The organism is Cognaticolwellia aestuarii, assembly GCF_002000025.1.
GTDB lineage: Bacteria > Pseudomonadota > Gammaproteobacteria > Enterobacterales > Alteromonadaceae > Cognaticolwellia > Cognaticolwellia aestuarii.
In genome coordinates this window covers 217,394-232,600 of sequence record NZ_MUZV01000002.1, presented here as the reverse complement: position 1 = coordinate 232,600, position 15,207 = coordinate 217,394, and the positions used below count along the sequence as shown (strand labels likewise).

The following is a 15,207-nucleotide window of genomic DNA, read 5'->3' as shown; positions in this document are numbered from 1 at the left end:
CCGCTTTCTTATCACTAACACACCATCAAAAACTGATTAAATTAGCCGCATTTTGCACATATTGGTTGACAAAGTGGCTATACAAATTAGTATTAATAACAAACCAAATAGCAGCGAAATTTTTTACCAAAAAAAATAGTAGGATTATAATAATGATAAAGTTAATGAATAAAACGATTGCTATATCAACCATTGCATTAGCAGTGGTTGGTTGTAATACCGATACATTGCCTGACAAAAAAGGCAACTCGTTTGGTCAACTTTCGCTATCTGGGGAAGCGAAAGTTGGTGAAACACTCACAACAACGTTAACTGATGCAAATGGCTTAGATGCATCAGCCGTTTCTTATACTTGGATGGCAGACGACGTTGCAATTGCTAGTGCAACATCAAGCACTTTGTTATTAACTGATGCTCAAGCCGGCACAAATATAAAAGTTACCGTTTCATACACAGATAACGATAACTATAGCGAAGTAATTACCTCTAACCCTACAGCTGATGTGTTAATCAACTTTATTGGCACTATAGAAATCTCAGGTACTTTAGAATCAGGTAAGTTACTGACAGCTACCGTATTAGATGACAATGACTTTGATGCTGAAAGCGTAGTATATAGCTGGCTTGCCGATGATGTTGCTATTGTGGGCGCAACAGAGTCTACCTTTGCGCTGACCGATGACGAAGTAGGAAAAACCCTTGTTGTTACTGCCGCTTATAGCGATCTTGATGGTTACAGCGAAACACTTACCTCTGCAGAGACGGGTGTTATTGCCCCAGCTTCTGCCAATACGCCAGCAACATTTTCAGGCGATTTAACAGCAAGCATTGCAAACAACGTCAGCGATGCCGTGACTGGCACAATCGTCGTTAGCGATGATGACGCTAATGAAAACGCCGTTGAAGCTCAAGCTAACTTAACAACAACCTTTGGTACATTTTCAGTGCTAGCTACGGGTGAATGGACTTATACCCTTGACACTGCTAACGCAACAGTCGCTTCATTAGTTGATGCCAGTGATATTGTTACTGATACTGTCGCTATTAGCTCTGTTGATGGTACTGCGGCTGAAGTTGTTTTCACCATTACCGGTGCCGAAGATGTAGCTCCAACCAAAGCGGCAAGACTGACTGATAATATGGAAGATGATGCCGGTGAATTACGTTACAAGCTCTCTTCAAGTGATATAATTGCAGCCGGTAAATTAACCGTGTCATTCCTAAAAGAATCGGCAATTGAAAAAGATGCGTACATTGGTTTATTTGGCTCTTCAACAAGTACCAGTAATGCGCTGATCGATTTACGTATTCAAAACAGCGGCTATGTTATTCGTAACAACGAAGGCGTTGACATCACCATTCCATTTAACGCTGACAAATGGACTGACGTTGAAATGACTTGGGATGCAACGAACGCTTCGGCAACTGTTGCACCATTATTAACGGTTACTATTGATGGTACCAGTGTTACTACCTCACCATTTGCTTCAGTGTCAGAGTCATTAAGCGATGTCGCTATTGGTGTTCAAACCGTTATCTTTAAGTTAGGTGATAACAGCTCGGTTTCTGGTGATGCGGCTTATTATCTGGATAACTTCAAACTTTATGCTGATATCGACGGAACAACAGTACAATTTGAAGATGACTTTGAAAGTTATGATGATGGCGCGTCATTAGACACTGATAACCCTGCTTCTCCATACAATTCTGCAACTGCTGAAGCGTTTGTAGAGTTACTTAGTGGTACTACAAGCGGTAACGGTAACACCAACCCTGATAATCTAACAGCCAGAATTACCGACAACATGGAAGATGATGCCGGTGAATTACGTTACAAATTATCTTCAAGCGACATTACCGCTGCTGGTAAATTAACCGTGTCATTTCTTAAAGAAGCGGCGATTGAAAAAGATGCTTACATTGGCTTGTTTGGCTCTTCAACAAGTACCAGTAATGCGCTGATTGATTTACGTATTCAAAACAGCGGCTATGTTATTCGCAACAATGAAGGTGTTGATATCACGATTCCATTTACCGCTGACAAATGGACTGACGTTGAGATAACTTGGGATGCAACAAACGCTTCGGCAACTGCTGCCCCTATGCTAACCCTGACTATTGACGGCACCAGTGTTACTACTTCACCTTTTGCTTCTGTGTCTGAATCCTTAAGCGACGTAGCAATTGGTGTTCAAACTGTTATCTTTAAGCTAGGTGATAACAGCTCGGTTTCTGGCGATGCAGCTTATTATGTTGATGAATTCAAACTATTTTCTGATATGGATGGTACGGCAATTCTATTTGAAGATAACTTTGAAGGTTATGCTGAAGGCGACTCATTAGATGATGACAATACCGCATCACCTTATAATTCAGCGACTGCTGAAGCGGTTGTTGCTAAAAAAGCAAAATAGCATTTTATCCAGAGTTCAGGTTAATTATTAAGTTGAAAATAAAAATAGCGCTTTAATGGCGCTATTTTTTCATAAACGATAACGTTTAATTTAACGCTAATTGCCTAAAGCCGCGAATAAATAAATACGATTTATATCAACGATAAATAACAACGATAAATAAAAATTAATATACAGGAGTGCTTTATGTTTAAAGCTGTATCTACCCTTTCCTTTGCTTTGCTGATAACTGGCTGTGCAAGTACCTCTAATGTTCCTGCTGGAAAATTTGATCTCTCGCATTGGAAAATCACTATTCCGTTAGACCGAGATAACAATGGTAAGGCTGATGATATCGACACTAAGGCATTACAAAGTTATCAACACTCTGATTTTTTCTATATTGATGCCAATGGTGAGATGGTATTCACCTCACCTAATAAAGCCGTAACAACAGCTTCATCATCTAATACCCGAAGCGAATTAAGACAAATGATCCGTGGCTTAGACACTTCAATCGGCACTAAATCTTACGCCAACAATTTCGCTATTGCTGCGCATCCTGATGCAGCTTACTTTAATCAAATTGGTGGCAGATTAGACGCAACCTTAAAAGTAAATCATGTAGCTAAAAACGCTAAACATCCGAAAAAACCAGCTTATTCTGTGGTAGTTGGACAAATACATGCAGGAAAAGATAAAGAAGTTATTGCACAAGGCAAAGGGTTTGGCTGGGGTAACGAACCGATAAAAATTTATTATAAAAAATGGCCAAATCACGATACAGGATCGGTATTTTGGACCTATGAACGCAACCTAGCTAAAGATAACCCCGATAGAACTGACATCGCTTATCCTATTTGGGGTAACACTTGGGAAAACCCAAATGATCCAAAAAGTTCAGGCATTGCGCTAGGTGAAGAGTTTAGCTACACGATAAATGTTGTTGGTAATATCATGAGACTAACATTTAGCCAAAAAGATAAGAACACCGTCACCTATGATATTAACCTTTCTAATAACATAGACGCTTATGGTCAGGTAGATGAGAAAGATCACAGCGCAGGTTACAGCGGTGATTGGCTGTATTTTAAAGCAGGAGCTTATAACCAATGTTCAACCAAAGACGCTGATGGCATTTGGTATGCCGGCTGTTCAGGCACTGGCGATTGGGCAATAGACAAAGCAAATGGCGATTATACTAGCGTATCATTCTCTAAGCTGACATTAAGCGATAAAACGAGCCAAAAGTAACAACTAGCATTTCAACAAACACTTCAATAAGCACTTCAATAAGAAATAAAAAGGCATTACCCAAAATGGATAATGCCTTTCCGACTAACAGCGAGCAACCATTAGCTAAAAACCGATAGCTGAAAACTAACAACTGGTAGCTGATAACTGAAAGCTTCGAACTGAAAGCTTACAGCTAATAACCTTATTTAACCAAAATTAACCCGCTAAACGCCCTACGCTACTTTTAATCTAATGCTGCTCTAAACGTTAAGTCACCTATTTTTAAGTTTTGCCATTTCGGCTGACTCACTTCAACATTATTATTTAGCAGAAAATCTTTTATAAACTTACTATCGTTTGGATTACTCGTTTGCATATATTGCGACTGCCATTGATTATCTTCTAAAAACCAAAGGTTAGCGGAAGTTGAGTAATTATTTTCTTCGATAACAATGAAATCTAAGGCATTATCGGCATTTAAATCTTGAGCGATAAAGTAGTAGTTATTACCACGATACGTAGCCCATTCATTTTTAAGTTTTTCACGATAAACTTCCTGAATTAACGCTTGTGGAAAATCACTTTTATTAGGCCAATAAGTCACTAACGTATTGAAATCTTCTAGGGTTAAATCATCTTCGGCTATGTTTTCATGATTGATATACATTCTATCGATCATCACGACTTTTTCAGGTGCAGAAACTGCCAGCTCTGTTTTTAGCGCTTGTAACGCCAAATAGCCTTGTCGGCCTAATGCGTGATCAAAGTATTGATAATCAAATTGCTCATAAGATACCTTGCCATCGTGCAGTCTTGATAGCTGACTAGATGCTGCAATACTCTGAAAATTTAATATCGGTGAATTAACCAATAACATAACAACCATGACAACAACGCCCATAGCGATATTGACTTGACTAAGCGTTGCTAACCAGGCATCTCGCTTTTTAATAATGCCGATTAAATATCCGAAAGAAAAACATGCTAATAAAAGGCAAATTAGCACTGCCCAACAACGATCAACGGTTAAACCATACTGGTCAATACGAAGCCAAAGCCCATAAAATGAAATAAGGCTATAAATAGGTAGTACCGCAACGCCAATAAAAATTAGTCGATGTAAAATATGATGGTAAGGACGTTCATGTGAAGCATCTTGGTAAACCGCATTAACAAAAAATAGCGTTAACGCCTGAAGCCACATGACTAACATGCTGCCGGTACCGGTTTTCCATAGTGTGTCTAAGCCGGTAAAAGGCAGTGTGGCTAAAAACCCTAATGAAACAACGGTTAGTGCTGGTAGCAAAAATTTAATCAAGGTTTGCAGTATGGTAAAAATATTATCTACCGTGAAAGTAATATTTCGAAAAACGATAATGGCAAAACCAAAAGCCAAATTTAACACCGGTATCACAAACCAGTCTTTTGATAATAACTGGTTGAAAAACTCAATTTCTAAAACAGCAAATAGTCCGGCACCTAAGTGTAATATTGCCCAAAATATTAAAACAAATAACCAGCATTCACCGAAAATAATAAAGTTTCGCCACGATAATTTAAACAATGAACTGTAGCTAATACGTTCATTACTAATATATTGTTGGACATACATTAATGCTTTAAAAGCCGCAATAAGGCCGGTAAAACAAAATATAGCAATGACACCGCCATTGTTAATCAACTCTGCTGGCTCTTGCTGATAGCCGACATAAGCACCTAAAGTGGATAATAATAGCGTAAAAGGTAATAGGTATTTTACTGTCGCCTTCGCATTGGTTTGGGTTATTGAGAGCAAGGTCAGTAAAGGTAAAGTAATAACAAAGGTGACAAGCGCTGTTAACCATGTCGGCGCTGTGCCAGGCCATACTTGATGTTCAACACTTTGATACAGCAGCGTTAATAAAATCCCCTGAATCAGCGCTATAGCAATAATTAGTGGTTTAGGTAATTGATTATCCATTTTTTACACCGTTATATTCCATAAAGTGAAAACTGCTTTAGTGTCAAAATAAAAACTCAAAGTAAAAACACAAAGCACTGAGTTAACCTGACACGAGAGCCTGTTAATAAGTTGTAACAAATCAGCTGATACTACTCACATTACCGCCGATTTAAAAGCTCAAAAGCAAACAGTACTTGCTGCGCTAACTATAATAATATTACTAACTAGCAACCGTTATTTTGGCAGCATTACGCTTTTAACACCGCCGTTTTGTAGGATTGGCGATATTAAAAATAGAACCACGACTTGTTTTCAAAGAGCTAGATAGAATATTTCGTTTATGGGCTCACACGTGGAGTCATATTGTTAATTTACTACCATTTCCCTAATAAAATACCGCAATAAAAGCTAATTATCACTCCCTGGACTTCCCATATTGCTTACTCAATCTGAAGGTTGAATTTAACTTAGTTATTAACTAAGACTTTTTGTGTCTTAGTTAATAACTACACTAATGTTTTAAAAACGAGGTGTATAGCAATGAATAGAACTCAATTACGTGATGATAAAGGAAAATTAACTGGTTGGATTGAAACAGCGAACAGTGGTAGAAAGAAAATCAGGAACAGCAGAGGCGCTTTACTTGGCTGGTATGACGCTACAAGTGATAAAACAACTTGTGCTAGAACGGGAAGGTTGATTGGTATCGGCGATCAATTGAGCTCATTATTATAAAGTGAGACCCTGTAACAAAATCTGTGTAACTGCCTATCATTAATACCCATGTAGGATTTAGGATAGGCAGACTATGAATAAGAAAGAACTTGAAGCGTTTGCGAAGCAAGCCGCTAAATCAATTAAAACCGAAGCAGACTTAACTGACTTTCGTAAAATATTAACCAAGGTAACCGTTGAAGCAGCACTTAATGCTGAATTAGACGAACATCTTGGTTATGCTCGTCATGAGCAATCCCCTAGAAATAATTACCGTAATGGTTATTCTTCTAAAGTTATTCGTACGGAAGATGGTGAAGTCGATTTAGACGCGCCACGCGATAGAGACTCAAGCTTTGAGCCGCAGCTAGTAAAGAAGAGCCAAACCCGCTTTACCTCGATGGACGACAAGATTTTATATCTGTATTCCAAAGGCATGACAACGCGTGATATCGTCGCAACGTTTAAAGAAATGTACGATGCCGATGTATCACCAACGCTTATTTCTCGGGTAACAAACGCCGTTATTGAACAAGTGGTTCAATGGCAAGCAAGACCTTTAGATTCGGTTTATCCCATCGTCTATTTAGACTGCTTAGTGTTTAAAATCAGGCAAGATAAGCAGGTCATCAATAAAGCGGTTTACCTCGCCTTAGGTGTTAATGTTGAAGGTCATAAAGAATTACTTGGCATGTGGATATCAGAAAATGAAGGGGCTAAGTTCTGGCTTAATGTACTCACTGAGCTGCAAAATCGAGGCGTAAAAGATATCCTCATCGCTTGTGTCGATGGGCTTAAGGGATTTCCTGATGCGATTAATACGGTTTATCCTGAAACGCAGATACAGCTCTGCATCGTGCATATGGTACGTAACTCTCTGAAGTTCGTGCCTTGGAAAGACTACAAAGCTATCACGGCAGATTTAAAACGAATTTATCAATCAGTCACTGAAGACGAAGCTCTGTTGTCGCTCGACCAATTTGAGCATCGATGGGATAGTAAATACCCGAGCATCTCTCGCTCATGGCGCAGTAACTGGCAAAACGTCAGCACGTTATTTAACTACCCTGACGATATACGCAAAGCGATTTATACCACGAATGCGATAGAGTCACTGAACAGCGTTATTCGTAAGGCGATTAAAAAACGTAAGTTATTTCCACATGATGATTCAGCGAAGAAAGTTATCTATTTGGCGATTGAGAAACCTGCGGGGTCAGGTTCGTTGAAAGTAGTCTCAATTGAACAAACGGAATTATGAATTAGACTTTGTATACCTAAAGAATGTAAAGGGATACAAAAATGGCTCGTCTACCTCAACTATCCATCGTTGGCTGTCCTCAGCACATAATTCAAAGGGGCAATAATCGCCAAGCGTGTTTCTTTAGTGAGCAGGATTACACAGTTTATTTAGTTAAACTCAAGTATTTCGCTAATAAGCATAATGTTTCCATTCATGCATTTGTTCTATTGACTAACCATGTTCATTTATTAATGACAGCTCCTTCGATTGATGAGCAGTCCACCTTATTCAATAGTTTCGTGGAGCTAGCACTAATATAAAAACAACTTCAATGGTTATTAGATTTAAACCCTATAACCAATCATAAACAGAGCGGCTTCTAGGGCTCTTAGTGGAGCCTTGCAGCTACCAAATGATATTGTGTTAGGTAAGCTTGAAATAGCTTTATCAAGGATCCAGTTAGCTTTAATATTATTTGTAGTATGAATTGGATTACTACTATGAAGAGCTTTAAATTCATAAGTTTCATCCGAGGGGTTTCTGTTTACCTTAGGGTTTTTAGCCTTACCAAAGCGAAAGCTTAAAATCTCAGATTGAGGTATGTTCTCATCATTATAGAATTTCTTTTCAATCAATCCCAAAGCTGCTCCAACCCTTCCATCGTAAATAACAAAGGAGTCACAAAGCAAAGCATAAATCTTAGTAAAACCCGCATTCATTTTAATTGGATAATTCTCTCCAGAAACATTAACTGTATACTTAGAACCAAGTGTTAACTCACTGGATTCAAAGTACATTTTTATTTGTTGTAAGTATGAAGCTAAATATTCTTTACTCTCTAATAAAAAGCGTAAATTTCCACTTTTCTCGCCCCCTAATACACCGCCCCAATCTAAAATCATGTGGCAACATTCAAAACACTTCTGAGTGTTACCATCAGAAACAGCTTGCCTTAATTCTGAAGATAAAATAGATAAAACGACTTCACTCTCATCATAAGTTCTTCCTTTAACTTTAAACTTTACTGGGTCATACAGTTCTTCTGGCCATAATTTGTCTTGTTCTAAAAAACTCTTAAACGAAAAAGGCCATTCATAGTTTGAATAAGCATCAAATACATTTTTACAATTCCAATCGATTAGTTTATTGCTTTTCCCCTTAGTTTCCATTTGGTAGTTATGAGCAATAGAGCGTTTACCTTTCAACTCTTCAACCAAGTAATTTATAAATGGTGCTATATGTTCATGTTTTAAAAAATCATTTTTATTCATAGGAGTACCTCTATTCTGATTACTGAAACTTTATTATAAAACGCAGGTGGGACACTAAATGTCTTAGTTTAACATTTATCTCCAAGCTTCAAATAAAAATACCATAGCGATAGTATTTGTCTCGCAGTAACACAACAGCGCTCTTTCAATTCTTTGCGCGCATACTCTCTCATGTGAGTATGCTGTAACTTTGCATAGGCGGTCAGTACCAAACCACCATTATTTCACTCACTACCTTCTGATAGCAATTCAACATCATGGTCAGTTATACCAGCAAACATTTTAGGTAAGTGTGGTAATGTCAAAACCATTTGGGTAATACTGCTTAGCTAATTCGCCAACTTGATGACCAGCATCAGCAAGGGCTGCTAAGAATGGGTCATCTAGCATGGTATTGGGATATTCTTTTTTACCTGTATAGAAAAGCTTAGTTGGGCATTCCGTTGCGATTTTGAAACGAGATTTAGTTAAGTAACGATGTTTAGTCATTTGTACATCCATTTGTAGTTAACAGTTCAAGCATCATTATAATGATTAGTGAGACACGCCTTGTCTCACCTGTACCATTAACGCCTCTCGTCTATTTCTTTAAGCTTTTCTATGTTTCCTGTTTGTTCATGAGGGCTTCTACTGATAACAGGCACACTATCAAATTCATCTAAATATAACTTCGATAAGTTATCTGCCCTACGCTTCATTTCTTCTCTCAAGAAGTCCGGCTTTATGATCTCCATTGAGTCAGCAAAGCCACTCAAGAAGTTAGCGATGGCAAATGGGTCAGGCCCTTGTTTATCTTTAGAGAAATGATCTGGTACTTTAATTGTTGATTTAATTATCCATGAATCATCAGCTTCATATTCTGCTTCTTTGAAGTTATGACCAAATCGAACACTCTTAAAGTAATCTTTAACACTAACGTTAACTCTCGCTTCGAACTTATAACTTTTTTCATAGGTATTGAAATCAACGTGTTCAAACGAATAATCAGATGACTGCTTAATATCCCTAAGACGAGCTACCTCAAACGTTTTTACACAATTTAATTTATGAACATAAGCCAGAACCATTACTTTATGATTCACATATTGAATTTTCTGAAGTGACAAAAAAACTGAACTAGGCATTATTCCTTGATGTAATGTTTCATAGGTTGCTTGTATAACATATTGCTTATTCAATGCATCATAAGTCTTATCCCAGTCTTGCTCATTGCCAATAACAATTTTAGGGTTAGGGCTAACCTCAAAACCTGACGGATGAAACTGCAATTTTTTTTGCCAAAATTTAGCTGCATGTAAATCGTCATTCGCTTCATCCATATCAGCTTCAAGACTTTCAATAATGCTTGGAGGAAGGAACTCTTTCAAATATTCATCGACAAATTGAAATGCTATTGCCCTAGCCATCAACCTATCATCAGATATTTCTTCGCGACCTAACGCCACATTTTTCAATGGGCTACTTGCCCAGTAATAATATGCTTGTTGTCCTCGCCCTTTTGGTTTTTCCTCAACCAAAATCATTAAACCTGTTTCCAAATCTGAGCCAAGTTCTTTAATCATTCGACGTATTTCTCGTCTTATTTCTTTTTTGAAATCTGCAACAGCTAAGTGTTCATCTTCACGAATAAAATCAGGGTGATCTATAATTTGGGCAATAGTTAACTTATTGTCCTCACCGACTCCAATAATTCGCTTTATTGCATCATTGTAACAAGCGTATGTTCTAGACATCCTGAGTTCCTTCAATAAGACGCTGACTTTTAACTAAGCTTTTTTTGGTTAATAATTTATGTGCTCTTGAATAAGTAATAATTGATAAAACAATCCCTATACCACTACCTAATGCAGAGCACAGATAAGTCAGTATAAATTCATCACTCATCACAAACACCTTGATGTAAAGCATGTTAGACAAAGAAATGAACCATGCTAAAGCAAATGCCCCAACACAGTTCTTATCACGAACTAACTGAGAGTTTATGCCAAGCATGTAAACCGTTAATAACGAACCAAAAAACACCGTAATATATTCCATCACAACCTCAACAATAATGATTTATATGTGTATTGTAAACACCAACTAGGACATACTTTGTCTCACAAGGAAGTTGAGCATGAATTCAGTGAGTCTCAGTACTAATTTGCAAGAATGATAGGAATTTTCTTATATCGTTGAGCGCTAAGCCAAGCTCATCTTTTTGGAAGTCGTCTGCTTTATCAAATGAGGTTAAAGTTGCTTCTAAAAGGCCATTAGTAAGTTCTTGAGTGAGATAAAATTCTCGTTCAGATAGTTGATATGAAGACTGTTCAGTCAGTTTTTGAATTACTTCTTTAATTTCAAAAAATACAGTCTTCTCTTGCCACATGTCAGGCGTAAGCCAAAGGCTTAGCATGTAAATGACCTTTGCATTCCCTGTATAATAAGTCATATCACTTTTCATATAAATGTCCCCTTAGTTCAACTTACTATTGTTTTTATGTCGACTAGTATCACGGTTGTTTTTTTTATCCATATTGTTAGCAAAGGCTTCATCTAAGTTAATACCAAGCTGATTTGCCAAACACACGACAATAAACAGTACATCGGATAACTCGTCAGAAATGGCAGTTGTAATGCACTCTGGTTTTTCACCTTTTTTGAAGCTTTGTTCCCCATACTCACGACCTATTAAACGAGCTACTTCTCCGACTTCTTCAATTAAGTTTGATAAATTAGTTAACTCACTAAAATATCGAACACCCAAGGTACTAATCCATTCATCAACTTCTTGCTGTACCACTGATAATGATGGTTGCTTATCAATTAGTGTTTGAGGGGATTTAAAGGTTTCAGCGATCGAAATGTCATCTACTGTTAATTCATCATGCTGCTTTAAATAAATTTGATCTTTGTGCTTTGTTAGCAATTGTTCAAAACAATGAGTAAGGTATTCAAAGCACTGATTTGGAGAACCTTCACAATTAAATGTATCAACGATAGTATCATCTTGGTCAATCACTGATGCTTTATAAATACAATGCTGGTGATTCATTGAAGATAGTGCTACTGGCTTCATAGTACAGTTGATAATGGCTAAAGTGTACTCACCAGAAAAACTGTTAAGAACACCAGTAGTAGCCAGCAAAATATTAGCTTCTTTTTGGTACTCAGGTTTAATGCGGTGTAAAAAGTAATCTTCAGATATTTGATTATTGAACGTATTCATAAGTGACTTATTCGTTGCTTTAAACTAATTTGAAATAATTATACTCACCACTAAGACATCTTTTGTCTCAACCCTCTAATTCCTCTATATAACTCCAAACTAATTAACTCAGGACAGTGCTGAAAATAAGGCATGTGAACCAAAGTAAAGGGTATAACTTAGCAAAACATGTGATAGCCTGTTGCTAATACTCAACGCAAATTCAATACTCAGTTCTGACATTTCGCTTTCTAATGAAGTTAATGCAAATATAATTAGCCCTATCACCAAACAGCAATAGAAGAAATTAACAACCCAATGTAACATTGGTGCAAACTGTATGCTTGCCTGTGGTATTTTTTTGCTACGCCTCTCCATTACCTCCAGATGTTCCATTGTTTTAACTGTATAAATTATTTTAATAACTTTATACACTCCACTCTCTAGGTTACATTAAATTTGCTGCGAAGCAGTTAACCCTGATTTATATAACTTGATTTGTTAATATTAATTATTGAAGATAAAGTTAAAAATAAAAATATAGTAGGAATAAATTGAATTCAAACACACAAACCATTCTCTGGCACGATTATGAGACATGGGGTATATCGCCAAAATTTGACAAGCCATCACAATTTGCCGGTATTAGAACCGATCTTGATTTAAATATTATTGGTGAGCCTGAGATGTTTTATTGTCAGCCGCCACAAGATTATCTGCCGCAACCCGAGGCTTGTTTAGTTACGGGCATTACACCACAAAAAGCATTACGCGAGGGGTTAACAGAGGCAGAATTTGCTGATCGTATTCATGGTTTATTTTCTCAACCTGACACTTGTGTTGCCGGTTATAACAGTATTCGCTTTGACGATGAAGTGACACGTTACTTATTTCATCGCAATTTTTACGATCCGTATGCACGTGAATGGCAAAATGGTAACAGCCGTTGGGATATTATCGATATGGTCAGGGCTTGCTATGCATTGCGACCAGAAGGTATTGAGTGGCCAACAGTTGAACGCGATGGCGAACAAGTGGTAAGTTTTCGTTTAGAGTTGCTAACAAAGGCTAATGGTATTAGCCATGAAGCTGCCCATGATGCCATGAGTGATGTTTACGCCACCATTGCAATGGCAAAGTTAATAAAAGAAAAGCAACCTAAGCTATATGACTTTATTTTCAACTTAAAAAATAAGAAACAAGTAGCTGAATTAATTGATGTTTATAATATGACACCGATTGTTCATACCTCAAGTAAAGTGTCTTCTGCGCATGGTTGCACAAGTTGGTTTGCGCCAGTTTGTTATCACCCAATAAACAAAAATGCGGTTATTACGGTTGATTTGGCACGTGATCCTACGCCGTTATTTGAGTTATCGAGCGAAGAAATCAAAGCTCGTTTATATACCCGTTATGACGACTTAGCAGCAGACGAGTTACCGATCCCGGTTAAGTTAATTCACTTGAATAAGTGCCCTGTAGTTGCGCCAGCAAAAACATTGTTACCTGAAAACGCTGAGCGCTTAGCGATCCCGCGTGAGCTTTGTTTAGATAATTTAAAACGACTCAAGCAATACGCAGAGCTTAGAGATAAATTAACCGATGTGTTTGCTGAAAGTGACTTTGGCGATGAGCCAGTGGAGGCTGAATTTGCGCTTTATGGCGGCAAATTTTTCTCACATAGCGATAAAGCACAAATGGAGATATTGCATCAACTACCACCTGAGCAATTAGGCACACACCCTTTTCAGTTTCAAGATGAGCGTTTAGCAAGTTTACTGTTTATTTACCGCGCACGTAATTTCCCATTAACCTTAACCGATAGTGAGCAGCAAAAATGGCAAGCTCATTGTCAAAATCGTATTCAGCATGGTAGTAAAGGCTTATTGAGCGCAGATGAGTTTATGATAAAGCTAGAAAATTTAGCATATGAATATGAAAACAACACTGAAAAAATGCAATTATTGAAAGCATTATTTGAATATATCAACAAATAACCTTAACTGATAATTACTGGTATGAGGGGTACTCACACTGCACCTCTCATCACTTTGCTTCTCGACACTGTACCTCTCACCACTGAAAACAATGATTCTCCCCTACTTCAGTAAAATATTCTCTCTAGTTACTTGTCGTAACTCATTACTAGACATAGTTAGGCATAATTACACCTAGTCAGGCATAGCTACAATTAATTTAATATCTCATTGCATTTCAACCTTACTCAGGTTTATTACACCTTAAGTCAGCAATAAAATTTATCTATCACAAGCAACTATATTTGCGCAAAAGTGTTTGAATATATGCTATAAATATTAACAACATAAACTGTAGTAGATTGAACAATATGAACAAAGTATCTTTTATTGGCTTAGGTGTTATGGGCTTTCCAATGGCGGGGCATTTACAAAATGCTGGCTATCAAGTCACCGTTTATAACCGCAGTCAAAATAAAGCTGAAAATTGGGTTAAACAATATGGCGGCGCTATGGCAAGTACACCAGCCAAGGCGGTAAAGGATAGTGATATTGTGTTTGTTTGTGTCGGTAATGACGACGACTTACGTCAAGTCGTATTAGGACCAAATGGCGCATTTGCGGGCATGAAAGCAAAAGCTATTTTAGTGGACCACACAACTGCATCAGCAAGTGTTGCCCGTGAACTAGCGCAAAAAGCGGCGGCTATTGATTTAGCTTTTCTCGATGCTCCGGTTTCAGGCGGCGAAGCCGGTGCCGTTAATGGCCAGTTAACCATTATGGTAGGCGGCGAACAAAATATATATGATATTGCTGAAAGCGCAATGCAACCCTATGCAAAATTTAGCAAATTACTTGGCCCAGCCGGTAGCGGACAATTAGCTAAAATGATGAACCAAATTTGTATTGCCGGTGTTGTTCAAGGCTTAGCTGAAGCTTTACATTTTGGTAAAAACGCAGGATTAGATTGCGAGCAAGTCGTTGAAGTGATTAGTCAAGGTGCTGCTGGCTCTTGGCAAATGGATAATCGCCATAAAACCATGATAAAAGGCGAATATGATTTTGGTTTTGCTGTCGACTGGATGAGAAAAGATCTCGATATTGCACTGACAGAAGCTAAAAACAATGGCTCTACCCTGCCATTAACGGCGCTTGTTGATCAGTTTTATGCTGATGTACAAAAAAATGGTGGCAACCGTTGGGACACATCAAGCTTACTAACTCGCCTTTGAAGCAAATATTCCT

The 15,207-nt window shown here is 37.8% G+C and carries 14 protein-coding genes; 7 read left to right on the top strand and 7 right to left on the bottom strand.

What is annotated here, in order from left to right:
• Window positions 1-152: 152 nt before the first annotated feature.
• Together B0169_RS04315 and B0169_RS04310 are read left to right on the top strand one after the other, a co-directional pair.
• Window positions 153-2,414, top strand: a complete 2,262-nt coding sequence (locus B0169_RS04315) for a VCBS domain-containing protein (RefSeq protein WP_077284726.1) — start codon at window positions 153-155, stop codon at window positions 2,412-2,414.
• Window positions 2,415-2,600: 186 nt separating this feature from the next.
• Window positions 2,601-3,647, top strand: coding sequence for a polysaccharide lyase family 7 protein (locus B0169_RS04310; protein WP_077284725.1), 1,047 nt, complete (start codon window positions 2,601-2,603; stop codon window positions 3,645-3,647).
• Window positions 3,648-3,873: 226 nt separating this feature from the next.
• Here the strand turns inward: B0169_RS04310 and B0169_RS04305 are convergent, their stop codons facing one another.
• Window positions 3,874-5,589: a DUF4153 domain-containing protein gene (locus B0169_RS04305; RefSeq protein ID WP_077284724.1), complete on the bottom strand. Its 1,716-nt coding sequence runs from the start codon at window positions 5,587-5,589 to the stop codon at window positions 3,874-3,876.
• 522 nt (window positions 5,590-6,111) lie between these two features.
• Between B0169_RS04305 and B0169_RS04300 the strand changes: the two genes are divergently transcribed.
• The 3 genes from B0169_RS04300 to B0169_RS04290 all read left to right on the top strand — a co-directional run bounded on the left by B0169_RS04300 (window position 6,112) and on the right by B0169_RS04290 (window position 7,848).
• Complete coding sequence (locus B0169_RS04300) at window positions 6,112-6,306, top strand: hypothetical protein (protein WP_077284723.1); 195 nt, start codon at window positions 6,112-6,114, stop codon at window positions 6,304-6,306.
• Window positions 6,307-6,379: 73 nt separating this feature from the next.
• The gene (locus tag B0169_RS04295; protein ID WP_077284722.1) at window positions 6,380-7,546 is read left to right on the top strand and encodes an IS256 family transposase; all 1,167 of its coding nucleotides are present in this window, start codon (window positions 6,380-6,382) and stop codon (window positions 7,544-7,546) included.
• A gap of 41 nt (window positions 7,547-7,587) precedes the next feature.
• The gene (locus B0169_RS04290) at window positions 7,588-7,848 is read left to right on the top strand and encodes a transposase (RefSeq protein WP_077284721.1); all 261 of its coding nucleotides are present in this window, start codon (window positions 7,588-7,590) and stop codon (window positions 7,846-7,848) included.
• Between the two features lie 24 nt (window positions 7,849-7,872).
• On the opposite strand, the gene B0169_RS04285 is transcribed toward B0169_RS04290, so the two are convergent.
• The 6 genes from B0169_RS04285 to B0169_RS04260 all read right to left on the bottom strand — a co-directional run bounded on the left by B0169_RS04285 (window position 7,873) and on the right by B0169_RS04260 (window position 12,007).
• A complete protein-coding gene (locus B0169_RS04285; protein ID WP_077284720.1) occupies window positions 7,873-8,799 on the bottom strand; it encodes a hypothetical protein in 927 nt (308 codons plus the stop codon).
• 282 nt (window positions 8,800-9,081) lie between these two features.
• Complete coding sequence (locus tag B0169_RS04280; protein ID WP_235838463.1) at window positions 9,082-9,288, bottom strand: hypothetical protein; 207 nt, start codon at window positions 9,286-9,288, stop codon at window positions 9,082-9,084.
• Window positions 9,289-9,365: 77 nt separating this feature from the next.
• Window positions 9,366-10,532: a WYL domain-containing protein gene (locus B0169_RS04275; RefSeq protein WP_077284719.1), complete on the bottom strand. Its 1,167-nt coding sequence runs from the start codon at window positions 10,530-10,532 to the stop codon at window positions 9,366-9,368.
• Complete coding sequence (locus B0169_RS04270) at window positions 10,525-10,836, bottom strand: hypothetical protein (protein WP_077284718.1); 312 nt, start codon at window positions 10,834-10,836, stop codon at window positions 10,525-10,527. Before B0169_RS04270 ends, B0169_RS04275 begins: the two co-directional genes overlap by 8 nt.
• Window positions 10,837-10,921: 85 nt before the next feature.
• Window positions 10,922-11,242: a hypothetical protein gene (locus B0169_RS04265; protein ID WP_077284717.1), complete on the bottom strand. Its 321-nt coding sequence runs from the start codon at window positions 11,240-11,242 to the stop codon at window positions 10,922-10,924.
• 12 nt (window positions 11,243-11,254) lie between these two features.
• Complete coding sequence (locus B0169_RS04260; protein ID WP_202971804.1) at window positions 11,255-12,007, bottom strand: nucleotide pyrophosphohydrolase; 753 nt, start codon at window positions 12,005-12,007, stop codon at window positions 11,255-11,257.
• A 533-nt stretch (window positions 12,008-12,540) separates the two neighbouring features.
• Here B0169_RS04260 and sbcB point away from each other — a divergent pair.
• The gene (sbcB, locus tag B0169_RS04255; RefSeq protein ID WP_077284716.1) at window positions 12,541-13,983 is read left to right on the top strand and encodes an exodeoxyribonuclease I; all 1,443 of its coding nucleotides are present in this window, start codon (window positions 12,541-12,543) and stop codon (window positions 13,981-13,983) included.
• Between the two features lie 350 nt (window positions 13,984-14,333).
• On the top strand, window positions 14,334-15,194 hold the full coding sequence (locus tag B0169_RS04250) for an NAD(P)-dependent oxidoreductase (RefSeq protein ID WP_077284715.1): 861 nt from the start codon (window positions 14,334-14,336) through the stop codon (window positions 15,192-15,194).
• Window positions 15,195-15,207 lie beyond the last annotated feature (13 nt).